This is a genomic window from Marinactinospora rubrisoli, assembly GCF_042664915.1.
GTDB lineage: Bacteria > Actinomycetota > Actinomycetes > Streptosporangiales > Streptosporangiaceae > Marinitenerispora > Marinitenerispora rubrisoli.
In genome coordinates this window covers 643,338-662,406 of the sequence record NZ_JBHTBH010000001.1, presented here as the reverse complement: position 1 = coordinate 662,406, position 19,069 = coordinate 643,338, and the positions used below count along the sequence as shown (strand labels likewise).

General features: G+C 72.1%; 17 protein-coding genes. 6 read left to right on the top strand and 11 right to left on the bottom strand.

Annotated features, from left to right (window positions below; genetic code table 11):
- Positions 1-352: 352 nt before the first annotated feature.
- The gene (locus tag ACFQRF_RS03020) at positions 353-1,429 is read right to left on the bottom strand and encodes a glycoside hydrolase family 26 protein (protein WP_379868580.1); all 1,077 of its coding nucleotides are present in this window, start codon (positions 1,427-1,429) and stop codon (positions 353-355) included.
- 788 nt (positions 1,430-2,217) lie between these two features.
- On the opposite strand from ACFQRF_RS03020, the gene ACFQRF_RS03015 reads away from it, so the two are divergent.
- From ACFQRF_RS03015 to ACFQRF_RS03005, 3 genes are all read left to right on the top strand, one after another.
- Positions 2,218-2,928, top strand: a complete 711-nt coding sequence (locus ACFQRF_RS03015) for a hypothetical protein (RefSeq protein ID WP_379868579.1) — start codon at positions 2,218-2,220, stop codon at positions 2,926-2,928.
- Positions 2,929-2,992: 64 nt separating this feature from the next.
- Positions 2,993-3,826, top strand: a complete 834-nt coding sequence (locus ACFQRF_RS03010) for an NAD(P)H-binding protein (RefSeq protein WP_379868578.1) — start codon at positions 2,993-2,995, stop codon at positions 3,824-3,826.
- Positions 3,827-3,883: 57 nt separating this feature from the next.
- The gene (locus ACFQRF_RS03005; protein WP_379868577.1) at positions 3,884-4,183 is read left to right on the top strand and encodes a hypothetical protein; all 300 of its coding nucleotides are present in this window, start codon (positions 3,884-3,886) and stop codon (positions 4,181-4,183) included.
- Between the two features lie 67 nt (positions 4,184-4,250).
- On the opposite strand, the gene ACFQRF_RS03000 is transcribed toward ACFQRF_RS03005, so the two are convergent.
- The 9 genes from ACFQRF_RS03000 to glmU form a co-directional block, all read right to left on the bottom strand.
- Positions 4,251-5,174 carry a sulfotransferase gene (locus tag ACFQRF_RS03000; protein ID WP_379868575.1) on the bottom strand — a complete coding sequence of 308 codons (924 nt, stop codon included), beginning with the start codon at positions 5,172-5,174 and terminating at the stop codon, positions 4,251-4,253.
- Positions 5,175-5,285: 111 nt separating this feature from the next.
- On the bottom strand, positions 5,286-6,554 hold the full coding sequence (locus tag ACFQRF_RS02995; RefSeq protein ID WP_379868574.1) for a sulfate adenylyltransferase subunit 1: 1,269 nt from the start codon (positions 6,552-6,554) through the stop codon (positions 5,286-5,288).
- A gap of 72 nt (positions 6,555-6,626) precedes the next feature.
- The gene (gene cysD, locus ACFQRF_RS02990) at positions 6,627-7,556 is read right to left on the bottom strand and encodes a sulfate adenylyltransferase subunit CysD (RefSeq protein WP_379868572.1); all 930 of its coding nucleotides are present in this window, start codon (positions 7,554-7,556) and stop codon (positions 6,627-6,629) included.
- 99 nt (positions 7,557-7,655) lie between these two features.
- Positions 7,656-8,447 (bottom strand): 3'(2'),5'-bisphosphate nucleotidase CysQ, encoded by a 792-nt coding sequence (locus ACFQRF_RS02985; protein ID WP_379868571.1) that lies wholly within the window; start codon positions 8,445-8,447, stop codon positions 7,656-7,658.
- Positions 8,448-8,452: 5 nt separating this feature from the next.
- Positions 8,453-9,931: a sugar transferase gene (locus ACFQRF_RS02980; protein ID WP_379868569.1), complete on the bottom strand. Its 1,479-nt coding sequence runs from the start codon at positions 9,929-9,931 to the stop codon at positions 8,453-8,455.
- A 304-nt stretch (positions 9,932-10,235) separates the two neighbouring features.
- Complete coding sequence (pth, locus tag ACFQRF_RS02975) at positions 10,236-10,895, bottom strand: aminoacyl-tRNA hydrolase (RefSeq protein ID WP_379868567.1); 660 nt, start codon at positions 10,893-10,895, stop codon at positions 10,236-10,238.
- Positions 10,896-10,930: 35 nt separating this feature from the next.
- Positions 10,931-11,542, bottom strand: coding sequence for a 50S ribosomal protein L25/general stress protein Ctc (locus tag ACFQRF_RS02970; protein ID WP_379868566.1), 612 nt, complete (start codon positions 11,540-11,542; stop codon positions 10,931-10,933).
- A gap of 267 nt (positions 11,543-11,809) precedes the next feature.
- Positions 11,810-12,787: a ribose-phosphate diphosphokinase gene (locus ACFQRF_RS02965; RefSeq protein WP_379868564.1), complete on the bottom strand. Its 978-nt coding sequence runs from the start codon at positions 12,785-12,787 to the stop codon at positions 11,810-11,812.
- A gap of 19 nt (positions 12,788-12,806) precedes the next feature.
- Entirely contained in the window at positions 12,807-14,264 is a 1,458-nt protein-coding gene (gene glmU / locus ACFQRF_RS02960) for a bifunctional UDP-N-acetylglucosamine diphosphorylase/glucosamine-1-phosphate N-acetyltransferase GlmU (protein WP_379868563.1), read from the bottom strand.
- Positions 14,265-14,989: 725 nt separating this feature from the next.
- On the opposite strand from glmU, the gene ACFQRF_RS02955 reads away from it, so the two are divergent.
- From ACFQRF_RS02955 to ACFQRF_RS02945, 3 genes are read left to right on the top strand one after another with little or no spacing between them, the layout of a single operon-like run.
- Positions 14,990-15,943: an acyl-CoA desaturase gene (locus ACFQRF_RS02955; protein ID WP_379868562.1), complete on the top strand. Its 954-nt coding sequence runs from the start codon at positions 14,990-14,992 to the stop codon at positions 15,941-15,943.
- A 14-nt stretch (positions 15,944-15,957) separates the two neighbouring features.
- Positions 15,958-16,617 carry a TetR/AcrR family transcriptional regulator gene (locus tag ACFQRF_RS02950; RefSeq protein ID WP_379868561.1) on the top strand — a complete coding sequence of 220 codons (660 nt, stop codon included), beginning with the start codon at positions 15,958-15,960 and terminating at the stop codon, positions 16,615-16,617.
- A 56-nt stretch (positions 16,618-16,673) separates the two neighbouring features.
- A complete protein-coding gene (locus ACFQRF_RS02945) occupies positions 16,674-17,177 on the top strand; it encodes a MarR family winged helix-turn-helix transcriptional regulator (RefSeq protein WP_379868559.1) in 504 nt (167 codons plus the stop codon).
- Positions 17,178-17,210: 33 nt separating this feature from the next.
- On the opposite strand, the gene ACFQRF_RS02940 is transcribed toward ACFQRF_RS02945, so the two are convergent.
- Positions 17,211-19,019: an ABC-F family ATP-binding cassette domain-containing protein gene (locus ACFQRF_RS02940; protein WP_379868558.1), complete on the bottom strand. Its 1,809-nt coding sequence runs from the start codon at positions 19,017-19,019 to the stop codon at positions 17,211-17,213.
- Between the last annotated feature and the right edge of the window lie 50 nt (positions 19,020-19,069).

The window sequence follows — 19,069 nt, the reverse complement described above, 5'->3', positions numbered from 1 at the left end:
CCGCGTTGGCCAGGGCTAGCGGGGCCGATCCGGCGAGGCCCAGGTCACGGCAGGCCGGTCGCCAGGTGTTCTGCCCGCAGGCCCCGGCGTCGCCGGTGAGCACGCGTGCGGCGGACCAGGCGGCGGCTCCTCGCAGGAAGGCCGCGCCAGTGGCCGCCTTCTCATCGGGCAGGTCTTCGGTGCGCGTAAGCCGGGAGTGGCCGTCCAGCGCGGAGTGTGGGGGAGCCTCCGTGGCGAGTGAACGGAGCGGAGCCTCCGTGGCGAGTGAACGGAGCAAGGCAGAGCCGGTTCCGCTGTTGTTCGTGCGGCCGGCCGTCCGGCCGGGGACCCGCCGCCGGACGGCCGGGCGGCGTCACCCGCCGGAGTCGGCCGTGGAATCCGGCGGCTGCGTCGTGTCGCCGGTCTCCGCCGTCGCCCCGGTCCCCTCCTCCGTGGGCCGCTCTTCCGTGGGCCGTTCCTCCGGCCCCTGAGCCTCCTGCGCGTCCTCCATCAGGGCGAGCGCCTTCTCGACGGCCTCGCGCGCCTGGGGCGGCAGGTTGACGTAGGGATCGCGGCCGGCCTGCGCGAACCCGTGGGCCGCGTGCCGGTCCTCCAGAACCCGGAAGTCGCAGGTCGGCGCGGTGACGCCGTCCCAGACCTTCACGGCCCGCACCCGCTCGTACTTGCGCAGCACCTCCGGGATCTGCGCGTACCACTCGGCCGTGGCCCGCGGGTCACCCGGGATCGGGACGGTGCCCATCTCGCCGATCATCACCGGCTTGGTGGGGTCGATGCCGTGCGCGGGCCCCTCCGTCTGGATCCATTCGTACGTGGGGGCGAGCGCCTCCTCGAAGCTGACCACCCGCTCCCAGTTGGGCTGCAGTTCGCACCCGGTCATGTTGTACGCCTCCCAGCTGATCCAGTCGACGTGGTCGTTGCCGGGCCACAGGCCGGGCAGCCGGTCGAGGTTGGCGGGCCAGCCGGTCACGTTCCACACGAAGATGGCGTTGTCGGCGCCGTTGGCGCGGTACAGGTCGACGATGTGCCGCCACGCCTGCGTGAACTCCTCCGGCGTCCCGCGCTTCTGGTAGCGGCGGCCACCGTCGGCCTCGTGGTCGAAGGTGATGAAGTACGGCCGCCGGGTCGCGGCGACCCCGCGCGCCTGGTCGGTCAGCGCCGCGTCGAATTCGCCGTCGATGATCTGCCGGTAGGTCACGGGCGGGTGCCCGGGCTCGGTGAACCGGCGGGCCTCGACGTTGGCGTGCAGGAACCGGCCCTCGGCGAGCAGCTCCCGCTCCGCCGCGTCGGGGATCTCGTGCTGGTCGACCCCGTGCCACGTGTAGACGATGTCCATCCGCCGGCCGACCGCCTGCTCCAGCCGGTGCACGTCGTCCTGCCAGGGGCTGGCTCCCCACCAGACGCCGCAGGACGGCTCCAGGATCTCGCTCACCTCGCACCGTTCCGTCGCGGGCGGAGGCTCCGGCGCGGCGGTCGCGGCGGGCGGATCGGGCTGCGCGGCCGGGGCCTCGTCCGGGCGCGGCGGCACCAGGACGGGCGGCAGTGGCGCCGCGTCCCCGGGCGATCCGGCCGGTTCCGGCTGCGCCTCCGATGGCGGCTGCTGCGCCGGGGACGGTGGTTCCGGGGACGGCGCCGGAGACTCCTCCTCCGGCACCGGCGGCGCCGCCGAGGGCGCCGGGTCGGCCGGGGCCGGTTCCGGGTCGGCGGGTGACGGAGCCGTTCCGCCGGGCGCGGCCGTCTCCGGCGCCGCCTGCGCGACGGACGCCACCAGGGCGGTCGGGCTCGGGGAGCCGGACGGCCGCCTCGTCGGCGCCTCCGATGGGGTGCCTGCGACGCCAGGGGGCCCGTCGCCGATCGCCCTTCGGCCGTGGTCCCGATCCTCCGGCACGCACGCGGTCGCGGCCGCGGTCACCGCGAGCAGCAGCGCCCCGAACCGCCGGACTCGGGCCCGGGTGGCGCGCCCCCAGGTTCGGCGTACCGTCCCACCCGTCTTCCCGGTATTCGAGGAGCGTGGATTTCCGCACATAGCAAAATGATGACCATACGCACCTCAGTCAACACACTACGTGTCGAGAGCGGGCGAGTCACCGCCAGAAACCCCCAGCCCCGGGCAGGTACCGCGATCCACGAAGAAAACCCCGTAGAGCACAATTCCCCACGGCCCCGATCACCAGGACGACACACCTGAACCGCGCGCATCCACCCGGCCATACTGACGTCATGCACGAGGCGCTCACATGGGCCGTCAACGAGATGTACGCGGTCTTCGCCCGCTACCCGGCCCGGCCGGACATCGCAGCCTGCCCGCACTGCGTCGATCCGGCGGCCCGGGCGGCTCTGCGGGCGGCGCCGCCGCGGAGGCTGAGCGCCGCCGCGCTGCGGCCGTTCGCCGCCAAGGCGCTCTCCACGTGGGGCGACCTGGACGACTTCCGGCATTTCCTGCCGCGAATGCTGGAGCTCGGAGCGCTGGACGACACCTGGTTCAGCTGGGACCTGCCCATGACGCTGGACCGACTCCATACGGCTCGCTGGGGCGCCTGGCCCGACGACGAGCAGCGAGCGGTGACGGCCTTCTGCCACGCCCTGTGGCGGGACGTGCTCGCGTCCCCACCCGACGTCCGCCCGGCGGAGGGCCTGCTGCACGCGCTGCGGAGCCCCTTCGAGGACCGCTCCCCGTTCCTCGCGGTGTGGCACGCGGACACGTCGGAGACCGCGCTCCGCCAGCTCGCGGCGGTGATCCGATCGGTCGTGCGCACAACACCGTCCCGGGTCGACCCGCACGTGCTCGACTGGCTCGCGCACCCCCGGACCACGGCGACGGTCGAGGCCGGATTCTTCCACGCCGGCTCACCGGTGCTCGAACGAGAGCTCTCCGCCGCCTACGACGACCTCGACGCCCTGCGTTCGCTCCGGCACGGCACCGCCGGTTGACCTCCACTTAGATCGAGGTCCTAGCGTTCTCCCGACTCACCCCTCCACCACGGGAGAAGACGACGTGATCCTCGTGACCGGCGCCACCGGAAACATCGGCCGTGAACTCGTGCGGCAGCTGCACGCCGATGGCGCGACGCCGCTGCGCGCCCTGACCCGCGATCCGGCGCGGGCCCGCTTCCCCACCGGGGTCGTGGCCGTCGAAGGCGACCTCGCCTCGGCCGAGTCGCTGAAGCCCGCCCTGGAAGGCGCGCACGCGCTGTTCCTGATCTCCGGTGCCGGCGCCGAGGCCGGCATCATCGAGACCGCCCGGCAGGCGGGCGTGCGGCACGTGGTGCTGGTGTCGTCCATCGCCGTCGAGACCCACCCGCACCTGCCCGCGAGCGGCCAGAACCTCGCCGTCGAGCAGGCGCTGCGGGACAGCGGCCTGGACTGGACGATCCTGCGGCCGACCCAGTTCGCGTCGAACACGCTGTGGTGGGCGGCGGAGATCCGGGAACACCGGACCGTGCACGCCCCCTTCGGAGACATCGGCCTGCCCGCCGTGCACCCCGCCGACATCGCCGCGGTGGCGCGGGTGGCGCTCACCCGGCCGGGTCACGAGGGACGGACGTACCCGCTGACCGGACCGGAGCGCGTCACACCCCGGGAGCAGGTGGCGGCCATCGCCGCCGCGCTCGGCGAGCCGGTGACCCTCGTGGACATCAGCCGTGAGGAGGCCCAGCAGCGGATGGCCCGGTACCTCGGCGCGGAGACGGCGGCGGCGGTGCTCGACCTGATGGGCGGCGACGTCAACGACGGGGTGCTGGCCGTCCGCGACACGGTGCCGCGGGTGACGGGCGTCCCGGCCCGGTTCTTCCGGGAGTGGGCGGAGGAGCACGTGGCCGCCTTCCGGTGACGACCGGGCGACGGCACCTGTACACCTCGGCGCAGAATCCGGCTAAAGTCCTCCACCGTGGACACCTCTACCGCATTCGCCGTCTCCGCGAGCCTGACCGCGGGGGCGGTGTTCGCCCACACCCTGCTCGCCAGAGCCGAGCGTGACCGGCGGATCGCCAGGGTCGCGGAGCTGCTGAAGCGCAACGGCCCGGAACTCGCGGAGGTCCGCCGGACCGCCGCCCGGGCGGCGGTCCGCACCGAGGACCTCGACCGCGTTCCCGGGCGCGGTCCGGCGACGCGCTACCACGGGCGTGCCGCGTCGACGCTGCGCGCCGCGCGTCAGCGTTCCGGCCACCGGAGCGCACGCCGACGGTGAGGAACGGCGGTCGCCGTAGCGGCCATCGCCCCAGCCGCCGTCCCGGCCTGCGACCGGCCGCCCGCCGTCAGTACCCGTACCGCCGGCGCACCGGAGCGGTCAGGGCCGACACCACCATCCGGTGCCGCGCCGCCAGGCCGCCCCGCCACGAGGTGTCCTCGCGCACCGACACGGGACCGGTGGTGAAGCGCATCGGGTTGCCGGACACCGTGTGCGTGCGGGACAGCGTCGCGGTGCCGTCGGCTCCGAACGGCAACGCGCCGGTGTGACCGACGAACTCGGCGATGCCGGCGAACTCCCGGGCCGGGGCCGCCGCGAAGTCCTCGTAGCGCACCCGCCGGGTCGGCACGCCGCGGCGCGCGATGGCGGCCAGGACGGCGTTCTGCGCGGTCCACTGCACGGCGGTACGGCCGGGCGAGTAACGGGCCATCTCCTGCTCCGGGCTGGTCGCCGTGGCGTCCGGCCGCGGTATCCGCTTGGTCCAGGAGTGCGCGACCGCGCGAGGGTCGCGCACGACGTGCAGTACCCGCATCCGCCGGTCGTAGCGGCGCCACAGGCAGGCCGCCAGCGAGGCGTGTTTGCTGGCGTCGACCACGGTCGGGCAGCCGCTCACCTGCGCGATGGCGCCGTACAGCCGGTGGTACAGACCTGTGTAACGGTCCAGCGCGGCGGCGAGGGCGGGCGGCGGGTCGCGGCGCAGCAGCGCCGGAACGTGGCGGGTGCGGTCCACGGCGGCACGCAGCCCGAGCGCGTCGCCCGGGTCGAACCGGTCCCAGCCCCCGAAGGCCGCGGCGCCCACCCGCCGCCAGAACTCGCAGTCGCCGAACGGCACGCCGCAGCCGCAGGGTTCGTCGTCGACGAGGCTGCGCCGCCACATGTGCACGATCTCCCCCACCGAGCACACCCCGGGCAGCTCGCCGAGCAGCCGCTCGATCAGCGTGGAGCCGGAGCGGCCGATGCCTCCCACGAAGACCAGCTGGAACCCGTCCACGAACCCACTCTAGTACGCAGGGTCACCGTACGGTCACGCAACGCGGCGGCGCGGTGTGGCGCCGGATCCCGCTCCGGAGCCGCACCGCGCCGCCCGCCGGGCCGGGGCGGCTCAGCCGGCCTGGACGATCATCCCGGCGCCGACGGTGGCGTTGGTCCCCTCGTCGATGAGGATGAACCCGCCGGTGAGCCGGTTGCGCTGGTACTCGTCCACGAAGAGCGGCTGGGTGACCCGCAGGTTGATCCGGCCGATCTCGTTGAGCGAGAGGCGGTCGGCGCCCTCGTCGCGGTGCAGGGTGTTGACGTCCAGCCGGTAGTGCAGGTCGCGCACCAGCGCCTTCGCGGTGCGGGTCGTGTGCTTGACGATGAGCCTGGACCGCGGCGTCAGGTCGCGCTTCTCCGACATCCAGCAGACCATCGCCTCGACGTCCTGGGTGACGGTCGGCCGGTTGTTCGGACGGCAGATCATGTCACCACGGGAGATGTCGATGTCGTCCTCCAGCAGCAGGGTGACCGACATCGGGGCGAACGCCTCGGCGACCTCTCCGTCGGCGGTCCGGATTCCGGCGATCCGGGTGTGCAGCCCCGATGGCAGGTGCACGACGTCGTCGCCCGGCTTGAGCACTCCACCGGCCACCTGGCCCGCGTAGCCGCGGTAGTCGTGCAGCTCCGGGTCGTCGGCCCGGTGCGGGCGCACCACGTACTGCACCGGGAACCGCACGTCGATGAGGTTGCGGTCCGAGGCGATGTGCACGTTCTCCAGGTGGTGCAGCAGCGACGGGCCGTCGTACCAGGGCGTGTTCGGCGAGCGTTCCACCACGTTGTCGCCGTGCAGTGCGGAGATCGGGACGAAGGTGAGGTCGGCGATGTCCAGCCGGGTGGCGAACTCCGCGAACTCCCGCCGGATCTCCTCGAAGCGGTCCTGGGAGTAGTCGACGAGATCCATCTTGTTCACCGCGAGCACGAGATGCGGCACCTGGAGCAGGGTGGCCAGGAACGCGTGCCGGCGGCTCTGCTCCTGCAGGCCCTTGCGGGCGTCGACCAGGACGATGGCGAGGTCCGCTGTGGAGGCGCCGGTGACCATGTTGCGGGTGTACTGGATGTGGCCGGGGGTGTCGGCGATGATGAACGTCCGGCGCGGGGTGGCGAAGTACCGGTAGGCGACGTCGATGGTGATGCCCTGCTCGCGCTCGGCGCGCAGACCGTCGGTCAGCAGCGCGAGGTTGGTCTGCTCCTCGCCGCGGGAGCGGCTGGTGCGCTCGACCGCGTCGAGCTGGTCCTCAAGGATGGACTTGGAGTCGTAGAGCAGCCGGCCGATCAGGGTGCTCTTGCCGTCGTCGACGGAACCGGCCGTGGCGAAGCGCAGGATGTCAGTGCTCATGTGCGGGTTTCCCAACGTCGAGAGGAACGGGCGCGGAGGCGGGCGGCCGCGGGGCCGGAGGAAGGGGGGCGGCTAGAAGTAGCCCTCGCGCTTGCGGTCCTCCATGGCGGCCTCGCTGGTGCGGTCGTCGGCGCGGGTCTGGCCGCGCTCGGTGATGCGGGTCGCCGCGATCTCGGCGATGACCTCGCCCAGTTCGGTGGCCGTGGAGCGCACCGCGCCCGTGCACGTCATGTCGCCGACCGTCCGGTACCGCACGCTGGCCTCGAACACCTCCTCGTCCTCGTCCCGGGTGACGTAGGGGCTGTCGGCCAGCAGGATGCCGTCCCGCTCGAACACCCGGCGGCGGTGCGCGAAGTAGATGGCGGGAAGCTCCAGCCGTTCCCGGGCGATGTAGCCCCAGATGTCGAGCTCGGTCCAGTTGGACAGTGGGAAGACCCGGATGTGCTCGCCCTGGCCGATGCGGGTGTTGAAGACGTTCCACAGTTCGGGGCGCTGGTTCTTCGGGTCCCACTGGCCGAACTCGTCGCGGAAGGAGAAGACGCGCTCCTTGGCGCGCGCCTTCTCCTCGTCGCGGCGGGCCCCGCCGAAGGCGGCGTCGTGGCGGCGTTCCTCCAGGGCCTCCAGCAGCGCGGCGGTCTGCAGGCGGTTCCGGCTGGCCCAGCGGCCGGTCGGCTCGACGACCTTGCCGGCGTCGATCTGCTCCTGTACCGACGCCACGATCAGTTCCACGCCGGCCTCGGCCACCCGGCGGTCGCGGAACTCCATGACCTCGGGGAAGTTGTGGCCGGTATCGACGTGCATGACCGGGAACGGGATCCGCCCCGGCCAGAACGCCTTCTCGGCGAGCCGGAGCATCACGATGGAGTCCTTGCCGCCCGAGAAGAGCAGCACCGGCCGCTCGAACTCCGCGGCCACCTCGCGCATGATGAAGATCGCCTCGGCCTCCAGGACGTCCAGCTGCGAGAGCTGGTACCGGCCCGGGGCCGCCTTCGCCTGACTCATGAAACCCGCCTCACGCTCGCGACACCGCTCCCGTCACCTCACGGGAACGCCCTCCCGTTCACTCGGGCACGGGAGGGTCCTAGCCCAGCGGGGGCCGGCTCAGGCTCCCGCGTGTGGATCGGCGCCGTCCAGGTCCGCGACCTCGCGAACGCTGGCCAGCAACATACTCGACAATTCCGGTCGGCAGACCAGGATATCCGGCAGGGATGGATCGGCCTCGTTGTAGGTCAGCTTCGAGCCGTCGATCCGCGAGGCGTGCAGGCCGGCGGCGTGCGCGACCGCCACGGGAGCGGCGCTGTCCCACTCGTACTGGCCCCCCGCGTGCAGGTAGATGTCGGCGATTCCGAGCAGCACCGCGCAGATCTTCGCGCCGGCCGACCCCATCGGCAGCACCTCGGCACCGAGCTGGGTGGCGAGCCGCTGCACGAACTCCGGCGGCCGGGTCCGGCTGGTGGTGATGCGCAGCCGCTGGTCCGAGGGCCGCTGCTCGGGCAGCCACGGCGGGTCGACCGTCGAGAGCGTGCTGCCCTGTGCGGGCAGTGCCACGGCCCCGGCGGTGAGCCGCCCGTTCTCCCACAGCGCGACGTGGACCGCCCAGTCGCCACGGCCGGCCTCCGCGAACTCCCGGGTGCCGTCGAGCGGGTCGATGATCCACACGCGCCGCGCGGTCAGCCTGCGGCGATCGTCCGCCCCCTCCTCCGAGAGCACCGCGTCGCTCGGCCGCAGCCGCCCCAGCGCGGAGAAGAGGAACTCGTGGGAGAGCCGGTCGCCCAGGGTGCGCAGCACCTCGGGTTCCTCGAATCCGTGCCGGTCCCGCAGGCGCAGCAGCTGCTGCCCGGCCTCCGTCGCGAGATCCCGCGCCACCTCATGATCATTTCGGATGCTGCTCACCAGACTCAGTATGCTCCCGCCCCACGGACCACCGCTGACCACGTCTTCCAGAGGATCTGGATGTCGAGGGTCAGCGACCAGTTTTCCACGTACCGCAGATCCAGACGGACGGATTCCTCCCAGGAGAGATCCGCGCGTCCGCTCACCTGCCACAGCCCCGTCATCCCGGGCTTCACCACCAGCCGGCGGCGCACGTCGTGCCCGTACTCGGCCACCTCCTCGGGCAGCGGAGGCCGCGGGCCGACCAGGGACATGTCCCCCAGCAGCACGTTGACGAGCTGGGGAAGCTCATCCAGCGAGTACCGCCGCAGCCAGGCGCCCACCCTGGTGACCCGGGGATCCCGCCGTAACTTGAACAGCACGCCGTCGTGCTCGTTCCGGGGCCGCAGACCCCCTTTCAGCGCCTCCGCACCGACGACCATGGTACGAAACTTGTAGACGGTGAACTCGGCTCCGTCACGCCCCACCCGGGTCTGCCGGAACAGCACCGGCCCGGGGTCTCCGGCCCGGATCAGCAGCGCCAGCACCACGAAGAGCGGCATCAGCAGCACCAGGGCGGCCGCCGCGGTGACCCGGTCGAACAACTCCTTCACCACGCGGCGCACCCCGGCCAGCTCCGGGTGCTCCACGTGCAGCAGAGGCAGCCCCGCGACCGGCCGGATCGACGTGCGCGGGCCGGCCACCTCCATCAGCGCCGGGGCCACCGTGAGATCCGTCCCGCTCTTCTCCAGCTGCCAGGCCAGCCGGCGCAGCTCGACCCCGTCCAGCTCCGGGCAGCTCAGGATGGCGACGGTGTCCGCGCCGGTGACCTCGACGACGCCGGGCACCGCCGCGAAGTCTCCGTAGACCGGCCGGTCGTCCACCTCGTCCAGGCCGCCGTCCGCCTCGTCGCACTGCGCACCCGGCAGGCAGACCCCGATGACGTTCATGCCGTGGTAGGGCTCGCGGCGGAACTGCCGGATGAGGTCTCGGGCGCCGTCACGGTGCCCCACCACGATCACCCGCCGCATGCACGCGCCCGACCGGCGCCGGTGGTGCAGGCGCTTGCGCAGGGCGTACCGGAGCGCCAGGCTGAGCAGCGTCAGCAGCGGAAGCGCCACGATGACGTAGCCGCGGGCGACGTCGACCTTGGTCGCATAGGCGGCGATCGCCACGAGCGCCGTCAGTGCCACACCGGCGCTGAGCACCCGCCGGAACTCCTCCGTGCCCACGCCGATGAACCGGCGCTCGTACCCGCCGGCCACCGCCACCGCGACCACCCACAGCAGCGGAAGGGCGCAGGTGGCCAGCAGGTACGGAGCCACCTCGGCGGTCCCGATCGACGCGGCGAACCGCAGCCGCACGGCGCACAGTCCCGCGACCGCGGCGGAGGCCAGATCCGCGGCCAGCATCCCGCGCACGTAGGCCCGGGTCCACACGAGCCGGGGCCCCGGTCTGGACCGAACCTCCCGGGTACCCGCCTGTACGCCACTGGCGACCGCCATACCTCTCCCACCCCCGACCCCGGCGCCCTCTCCCCGCCCCGCCGCACGAGCGGCGCGCACACCCCCGAGACCGGACATGCCGCGACGAAGGGATCAGGAAGCGCGGAACGCGACTTGACGCGGTGAATAGTAACCAAACGTGGCGAGCAAGTCGCGGAAGGTGACGGACAGTAGCCGGTAAAGCCCGTAAGGGAGCTGAAAAGCGGATTCCGCCCGACGTGTCGGAGGTGGGAGGGCGCCGGGAACAGGGCACGGGACGGCCATCGGACCGTCCGCAACGACACGGCGGCGCGGCGCGCCGGCGTCAGCCGTTGTTGGTGTGGTAGATGAGCTGGGCCTTCTCCAGGCCGTCGGTGAGCACCGTCTCCACCGCGTCGGCGGCGCGCTCGATGTTGAGGTCCAGCTCCTTGCGCTCCGTGCCGCTGAAGTCCTTCAGCACGTAGGCGGCCGGGTCCATCCGGCCGGGCGGGCGCCCGATGCCGAACCTGACCCGCGTGTAGTCCGGGCCGGACAGCGAGGCGGTGATCGAACGCAGCCCGTTGTGCCCGCCGGATCCGCCGCCGCGTTTGAGTTTCAGCGCGCCGTAGGGGATGTCCAGCTCGTCGTGGATCACCACGATCCGCTCCGGCGGCACCTGGTAGTACTGGCGCAGGCCGGCCACCGGCCCGCCCGAAAGATTCATGAAGGTGCGCGGCTTGGCGAGAACGGCGCGTGCGCCGCCGAGCGTCGCCTCGGCGACCTCGGCCCGCGTCCGGTGCGCCCGCCAGCGGGCGCCCGCGCGACCGGCCAGGGCGTCGGCCACCATGAACCCGGCGTTGTGCCGGTTACCCGCGTACTTCGGCCCGGGATTGCCCAGACCGACCACGAGCCACCACTCGACGCTCACATCGCCCTCCCGGTCGGACCGCCCCTCCGGAGACACGGACGCGTGGCCTCCCAGCAGTCGGCTGAGGAGACCACGCATCGGTTCGCTCCGTACGTTCCAGGGGGCGGACGGCCCTACTCCTCCGAGGACCCCGTCTCGGCCGTGGCCTCGGCCGGCTCAGCGGCCTCCTCCTCGGCCTCCGCGGAAACGCGCTCGGCGGCGACGGTCAGCACGATCGTCTCGGCGTCGGTCACCAGCGCGGTGCCCGCCGGAAGCTTCAGCTGGCCCGCGGTCACGTGCGCGCCGATCTCGACGCCCTCGACGTCGACCTCGACGCCCTCGGGGATGTGGGTGGCCTCGGTCTCCACCTCGACCTGCACGAGCTCCTGGTTGAGCACGCCGCCGGAGACGACCTCGCCGACGACCGTCACCGGGATCTCCACGGTGACCTTCTCGCCCTTCTTCACGACCAGCAGGTCGACGTGCTCCAGGAAGCCCTTGATCGGGTCCCGCTGCACGCTCTTGGGCAGCGCCAGGTTGTCCCCGCCCTCGATGCCGTCGACGCGCAGCAGCACGTTCGGCGTCTTCAGGGCCAGCATGAGGTCGTGCCCCGGCAGGTTGATGTGGCGCGGCTCGGTGCCGTGGCCGTAGAGGACGGCCGGCACCTTACCCGCGCGGCGAGCGCGACGTGCGGCGCCCTTTCCGAACTCCGTGCGCGGCTCGGCAGCGATGCGTACCTCGGACACGACAAAACTCCTCGGGATCATCCCCGCGTCGACGGGGAACACGACTTCTCTGGAACCACTCCCGCTTGGGCGGGGAACCCCGAATCCACGGGGTCACGACCGCGCCGGGCCACATTGAACGTGCACGCGACCAAAAGGGACGGAGCCCCACACAGACGCGGGACACTCATTCCAGTCTAGTGGGTCCGCGGACAGGTCCGAACACGGCCGGACAGGCCCGGCGCAGGCGCTTTCCGCCGGAGCCGGGCACGGCCGCGGTCGGGGCGGCTAGCCGGCCCCCTCGAACAGACTCGTCACCGAACCGTCGCTGAAGACCTCGCTGATGGCGCGGGCCAGCAGCGGCGCGATGGAGAGCTGCGTGAGCTTGTCGAACTGCCGCTCCTTCGGGACCGGCAGCGAGTTGGTGATGACGACCTCGGAGATCCGCGAGTTCTGCAGACGCTCCGCCGCCGGGCCGGACAGCACACCGTGCGTGGCCGCCGCGATGACCTTGTCGGCGCCGTTCTCGAACAGCGCGTCGGCGGCCTTGACGATGGTGCCGGCGGTGTCGATCATGTCGTCGACCAGCACACAGGTGCGGCCCTCGACCTCACCGACCACCTCGTGCACCTTGACCTCGTTGGCGACGTCGGGGTCGCGGCGCTTGTGGATGATGGCCAGCGGCGCGCCCAGGCGGTCCGCCCAGCGGTCGGCGGTGCGCACCCGGCCGGCGTCCGGGGACACCACGGTGATCTCGGAGTCGGTCACCTGCGACCCCACGTAGTCGGCGAGGATCGGCAGCGCGAACAGGTGGTCCACCGGGCCGTCGAAGAAGCCCTGGATCTGGTCGGTGTGCAGGTCCACCGCCATGAGCCGGTGCGCGCCCGCGGTGTGGAACAGGTCGGTCATGAGGCGGGCCGAGATCGGCTCCCGGCCGCGGTGCTTCTTGTCCTGGCGCGCGTAGCCCAGGAACGGCGTCACCACGGTGATGCGCTTGGCGGACGCCCGCTTGAGCGCGTCCACCATGATGAGCTGCTCCATGATGGACTCGTTGATGGGGTCGGAGTGGCACTGGAGGACGAACGCGTCGCAACCGCGCACCGACTCCAGATAGCGGACGAAGATCTCCCCGTTCGCGAAATCCTGGAATCTCGTCGGAGCCACCTCGACACCCAGGTGCTCGGCCACCTGCTCGGCCAGCTCGGGGTGGTTGCGCCCTGAGAAGAGCATGAGCTTCTTCTGACCCGCGGCCTTCTTGCCGGTCACTTGTCGATCTCCCTCGGAACTACTGGTCATTGGCTTGCTCGGCTCCGTTCGCGCGCTCCGCGGCCTCGGCCGCGGGCGTTCCGGGCCGCTTGCGCGGCACCCACCCCTCGATGTTGCGCTGCGCGCCGGCGGAGACCGCCAGAGCGCCGGGCGGGACGTCCTCCCGAACGACGGTGCCGGCGCCGGTGTAGGCGCCGTCACCGACCCGGACCGGCGCGACGAACATGTTGTCGCTGCCGGTGCGGGCGTGGTCGCCGATCGAGCTGCGGTGCTTGCTGACACCGTCGTAGTTCACGAAGACCGACGAGGCGCCGATGTTGACGCCGCGGCCGATGTCGGCGTCGCCGACGTAGGTGAGGTGCGGGACCTTGGAGCCCTCGCCGACCGTGGAGTTCTTCACCTCGACGTAGGTGCCGATCTTGGCTCCGCGGTGCAGCACCGCCTTCGGCCGCAGGTAGGCGTACGGACCGACGGAGCACTCGGCGCCGACGACCGCCTCGTGGGCGACCGTGTGCGAGATCCGGGCGCCCGCGCCGACCTCGGTGTCACGGAGCAGCACCCCGGGACCGATGTGCGCGTCCGCTCCGATGCGGGTGCGCCCCTGGAGCTGGGTCTGCGGTTCGACGATCGAGTCGCGGCCGATCTCCACGTCGGCGTCGACCCACGTGCTGGCGGGGTCGACGATGGTGACGCCCTCGCGCATGAGGCGGGTCAGCAGCCGGTCGTTGAGGAGCCGGCGGGCCTCGGCGAGCTGCACGCGGTCGTTCACGCCCTGGATCTCGACCCAGTCGCCGGCCACCGTCGCGTCGACCCGGTGGCCGTCGGCGCGCAGGATCGTCACGGCGTCGGTGATGTACTCCTCGCCCTTGGCGTTGTCCGTGGAGAGGCGGTTGACCACCTCGCTCAGCAGCGCGCCGTCGAAGGCGTACATCCCCGAGTTGATCTCGTCGACCGCGCGTTCGTCCTCGGTGGCGTCGGCGTGCTCGACGATGCCGGTGAAGTCGCCTGCCGCGTCACGCACCACCCGGCCGTACCCGGTGGGGTCGGGCACCCGCGCCGACAGCACGGTGACGGCGTTGCCGGCCGCCTCGTGCGCGCTCACCAGGTCGGCGAGCGTCCGGCCGCGCAGCAGCGGGGTGTCGCCGTAGGCCAGTACCACGGTCCCGGCGAGGTCGACCCCCTGGTCGCGCAGCGCCTCGACGGCCATCCGCACGGCGTGGCCGGTCCCGTTCTGCTGCTCCTGTACGGCGGTGCCGACCTCCGGCGCCACCTGCTTGAGGTGCCCGGTCACCTGGTCCCGGCCGTGGCCGACGACCACGACCGTGCGCTCCGGATCGAGTTCGGCCGCGGCGGCCAGGACGTGGCCGAGCATGCTGCGTCCGCAGATCTCATGGAGGACCTTGGGAAGCCTGGACTTCATACGGGTGCCCTCGCCCGCCGCGAGGACGATGACGGCAGCCGGGCGGCTCACGCTCACTGGCGGAGACTCCTCGATTCGCTGGCGGATGACTGAGTCGACGCGCGGTGTCGGGGCGCGCTGACATGAGTGCCGGCACCACCGTGAACCACCCGCGGGCATGCGAACAGACGCGGCTTCCGGGGCCGACATGGGCAGCATACATGTGGCCTGTGAGCCGGGCGGGGGCGGAGAGTGCCCCACGGCCGGGGCGGGTGCCGCCGGGCTGCGGGGCGGGCGCGAACGCGCCGGAAGAAGGGGCGGCACGGCCGCCGTCCGGCGGCACCGCGTACAGGCGGATGTTCGGACTGAGGGACAGGCGCTCCCGGGCCAGGGCTCGAACCTGGACGGTCGGAACCAAAATCCGAAATGCTGCCGATTACATCACCCGGGAATGAAACGGACATCTCGCCTGTCGCGGTGATCGGACATCGCGTCCGGCGCCGTACCCAGAGACACCATAACGCCTGGCCCGTCCCAGAGCATCTCCAATCGAGCGGACCACCGCTCCGGGCGCCACCGCCTGAGCACCTCTTCCCCGGCCGGCCCCGGGGCGATCAAGGGACGGTCCCCATCCGGACTTTACGGGAAGTTCGCGACGCACACCTTGCCAAACCTACGTTGCCGTAGGTTACGGTTACGTAGGTATAAGTTGTCAGCACGATCGCCGAGCGGTCGCGGAAGCAGGACACCGGCACGGCGGATCGGCCCGCCGGGCGGTGGCCGTCAGGAACAAGGTGGGCCAGATGACCGCAGAATTGATGCTCGACTCCACGCCGAAACGCGCGCCGGAGCCCGAAGTCGACCCCCACGGGCGCGGGAAGGCCGAGCGCGCCACCGTCTTCTTCTTCGTCCTCGTGCCGCTGCTGGCCCTGTTCGCGGCGGTCCCGTTCGCGTGGGGATGGGGCCTGACCTGGACGGACATCGCCATCGGCGCCGTCTTCTACGTCATCGGCGGCCTCGGTATCACCGTCGGCTTCCACCGGCACTTCACGCACGGCTCCTTCAAGGCCAACCGGCCGCTGCGGATCGCGCTCGCGCTCGCGGGCAGCCTCGCCATCGAGGGCGGCGTGGTGAAGTGGGTGGCCGACCACCGCCGGCACCACAAGTACTCCGACCACGAGGGCGACCCGCACTCGCCGTGGCGGTTCGGCGACGACTGGCGCTCGGTCGCCAAGGGCCTCTTCTACGCCCACATGGCGTGGATGTTCCTCAGCGAGGAGAAGACCTCCCCGAAGCGCTTCGCCCCCGACCTGCTGAAGGACCGCGACATCGTCCGCATCGACCGGTGGTTCGGCGCGCTCGTCGCCTTCTCGCTGCTCGCCCCCGCGGTCATCGGCGGCCTGGTGACGATGTCGTGGTGGGGCGCGTTCACCGCGTTCTTCTGGGGCGGCCTGGTCCGCGTCGCGCTGCTGCACCACGTGACCTGGTCGGTCAACTCCATCTGCCACACCATCGGCGAGGAGAACTTCGAGGTGCGGGACCGCTCGCGCAACGTGTGGTGGCTGGCGATCCCGTCGTTCGGGGAGTCCTGGCACAACCTGCACCACGCCGACCCCACGTGCGCCCGGCACGGCGTGCTCAAGGGCCAGATCGACATCTCCGCGCGCGTCATCTGGATCTTCGAGAAGCTGGGATGGGCCTCGAAGGTCCGCTGGCCCAACGCCGAGCGCCTCGCGGCCAAGCGCGTCAGCGGCTAGATTGGTTGGCCATCATGGAAGCCGTGAGCGAGCAGAAACCCCGGTCGCGCCGAAAGCGCATGACCGGTAAGGAGCGCAGGGAACAACTTCTGGACATCGGCCGGCAGCTGTTCGCCGAACGCGGCTTCGATGGCACCTCGATCGAGGAGATCGCGGCCCGCGCGGGCGTCTCCAAACCCGTGGTCTATGAGCACTTCGGCGGCAAGGAGGGCATCTACGCGGTCGTGGTCGACCGCGAGATGCAGCAGTTGCTCGGCATGGTCGGCGAGGCGCTGATCGGGGACCACGCCCGCGCCAAGCTGGAGAACGCGGCCCTGGCGCTGCTGCGCTACGTCGAGGAGAGCAGCCAGGGCTTCCGCATCCTCGCCCGCGACTCGCACGCAGCCTCGGGAACGGGCAGCTTCGCGAGCCTGATCAGCGACATCGCCACCCAGGTGGAGCACATCCTCGCCGACGAGTTCCGCTCGCGTGGCTACGACCCGAAGCTGGCGCCCATGTACGCGCAGTCGCTCGTGGGGATGGTCGCGCTGACCGGCCAGTGGTGGCTGGAGGTCCGCAAGCCCAAGCGCGAGGTGGTGGCCGCCCACCTGGTCAACCTGGCCTGGAACGGGCTCTCCAGCCTGGACCCCAAGCCCCGGCTGGAGACGTTGCAGCGCAAGCGCCGCGCCGAGTGACCGGCGGCGTGGCCGGAACCGGCGCACATATCTCGATATCAAGATAAACTGCCGCCATGCGCGACGAGGTTGACGGGCTGGTCGAGGCGTGGCGGACGGAGCGTCCGGATCTCGACGTCGAGCCGCTCCAGGTCCTCAGCCGGGTGTCCCGGCTGGCCCGCCACCTGGACCGGGCCCGGCGCACGGTGTTCACGCGGCACGGCCTGGAGCCGTGGGAGTTCGACGTCCTGGCGGAGCTCCGCCGGTCCGGCGGCCCCTACGAGCTGAGCCCGGGCCGGCTGCTGCGCGCCACCCTCGTGACGTCCGGCACCATGACCAACCGGATCGACCGCCTCGCCGCCGCCGGGCTGGTGCGGCGGTTCCCCGACCCCGCCGACAAGCGCGGGGTCCTGGTCCGGCTCACCGGCGAGGGGCGGGAGCGGGTGGACGCCGCGCTGGACGACCTGCTCGTCTACGAGCGATCCATCCTCGGCGCCATGCCCCGCCGCGACCGGGACCGCCTCGCGGCGCTGCTGCGCGGGCTGCTCGCGCCGCTGGACGAACCGCCCGCCCGCGGCTAGGACGGTCCGGGCGGCCCCGGACGGCGGCCCCGGTCAGTCGCCGATCTTCTCCGCCTCCACCAGCCAGAGCTCCTCCAGCTCGTCCTTCTCCGCGACGAGCGCCTTCAGTTCGGCGTCGAGGTCGGCCAGCCGCGCGTAGTCGTCGGCCGCCGCGGCCATCGCCGCGTGCAGCTCCTCCTCACGCGCACCGATCCGGTCGATGCGGCGCTCGATGCGCTGCATCTCCTTCTGCGCCGCGCGGCGCTCGGCCGCCGAGAGGCGCGGAGCGCTCACCGGCTCCGCGTCCGCCGTCTCCGAGGCGCCGCCCGCGGCGTCCGGCAGCGTGGCGTCCCGTGCCCCGGGAACCCCGCCGCCGTCCCCGGCCGCCGCCCGGCGCTCCAGGTACTCGTCCACCCCACCGGGCAGGAAGGCGAGCCGGCCGTCGCCGAGGAGCGCCAGCACCCGGTCGCAGACCCGCTCCAGGAAGTACCGGTCGTGGCTGACCAGCACGAGCGATCCCGGCCACCCGTCGAGCAGGTCCTCCAGCTCGGTCAGTGTCTCGATGTCGAGGTCGTTGGTCGGCTCGTCGAGCAGCAGCACGTTCGGCTCGTCCATGAGCAGCCGCAGCAACTGCAGGCGGCGGCGCTCACCGCCGGACAGGTCGCCGATGGGCGTCCACTGCCGCTCGCCGCGGAAGCCGAACCGCTCCAGCATCTGGCTGGCCGTCTGCTCCTTGCGGCCGATCGTGACGACCGTGCGGATCTCCTCGACCGCCTCCAGCGGCCGGCGGTCGGGCGGCAGCTCGGTCAGGTTCTGCGACAGGTGCGCCAGCCGGACGGTCCGGCCGCGCCGCACGGCCCCGGAGTCGGGAGCGCGTTCGCCGGCGAGCAGCCGCAGCAGGGAGGTCTTGCCGGAGCCGTTCACGCCGACCAGGCCGACCCGGTCGCCGGGGCCGAGCTGCCAGGTCAGGCGGTCCAGCAGCGTCCGCTCACCGGCGCGCACCGTGACGTTCTCGGTGTCCAGCACGGTCTTGCCGAGCCGGGCACTGGCGAACCGCACCAGCTCCACCGTGTCGCGGGCCGGCGGTTCGTCGGCGATGAGGGCGTTGGCGGCGTCGATCCGGAACCGGGGCTTGGAGGTGCGGGCCGGCGGGCCACGGCGCAGCCAGGCCAGCTCCTTGCGCATGAGGTTCTGCCGCCGCTCCTCGGCGGCGGCGGCCAGCCGCTGGCGTTCGGCCTTGGCCAGCACGTAGGCGGCATAACCGCCCTCGTAGCGCTCGACCCGGCCGTCGACGACCTCCCAGGTGCGCGTGGTGACGGCGTCCAGGAACCAGCGGTCGTGGGTGACGACCACCAGGGCCTCGCGACGGCCCCGGACGTGCTCGGCCAGCCAGGCGATGCCCTCGATGTCCAGGTGGTTCGTGGGCTCGTCCAGGACGATGAGGTCGTGCGTCTCGACGAGCAGCCGGGCCAGCGCGGCGCGGCGCCGCTCGCCACCGGACAGGCCGGCCATGGAGGCCGCGAGGTCCCATCCGCCGAGCAGGCCGCGCAGGATGTCGCGGACCCGCGCGTCGCCGGCCCACTCGTGCTCGGCGCGTTCACCGAGCACGTAGCGGCCCACCGTGGTGTCGGGGAAGGAATCGCGCTGGTGCAGGAATCCCACGCGCAGCCCGCGGGTGTGCACCACCCGCCCGGAGTCGGGCTCGGTACGAGCCGCCATGACCGACACCAGTGTCGACTTGCCGCCGCCGTTACGCCCGACCACGCCGATGCGGTCGTTCTCCTCGACGCCGAGGGAGACGCCGTCGAGGAGCACCAGCGGGCCGTAGGCCAGGGATACGTCCTGAAGGTTGACGAGATTCATCGTGTATCCCATTGTGCTGGCTTCGGTGCCGTGCGGCGACCACGGGGCGC

Bases quoted from the DNA above. Each gene is read 5' to 3' on its own strand.
- ACFQRF_RS03015 (WP_379868579.1), top strand. From the start codon at position 2,218: ATGCACGAGGCGCTCACATGGGCCGTCAACGAGATGTACGCGGTCTTC.
- ACFQRF_RS02995 (WP_379868574.1), bottom strand. From the start codon at position 6,554: ATGAGCACTGACATCCTGCGCTTCGCCACGGCCGGTTCCGTCGACGAC.
- cysD (WP_379868572.1), bottom strand. From the start codon at position 7,556: ATGAGTCAGGCGAAGGCGGCCCCGGGCCGGTACCAGCTCTCGCAGCTG.
- ACFQRF_RS02980 (WP_379868569.1), bottom strand. From the start codon at position 9,931: ATGGCGGTCGCCAGTGGCGTACAGGCGGGTACCCGGGAGGTTCGGTCC.
- pth (WP_379868567.1), bottom strand. From the start codon at position 10,895: ATGCGTGGTCTCCTCAGCCGACTGCTGGGAGGCCACGCGTCCGTGTCT.
- ACFQRF_RS02955 (WP_379868562.1), top strand. From the start codon at position 14,990: ATGACCGCAGAATTGATGCTCGACTCCACGCCGAAACGCGCGCCGGAG.
- ACFQRF_RS02950 (WP_379868561.1), top strand. From the start codon at position 15,958: ATGGAAGCCGTGAGCGAGCAGAAACCCCGGTCGCGCCGAAAGCGCATG.
- ACFQRF_RS02945 (WP_379868559.1), top strand. From the start codon at position 16,674: ATGCGCGACGAGGTTGACGGGCTGGTCGAGGCGTGGCGGACGGAGCGT.
- ACFQRF_RS02940 (WP_379868558.1), bottom strand. From the start codon at position 19,019: ATGAATCTCGTCAACCTTCAGGACGTATCCCTGGCCTACGGCCCGCTG.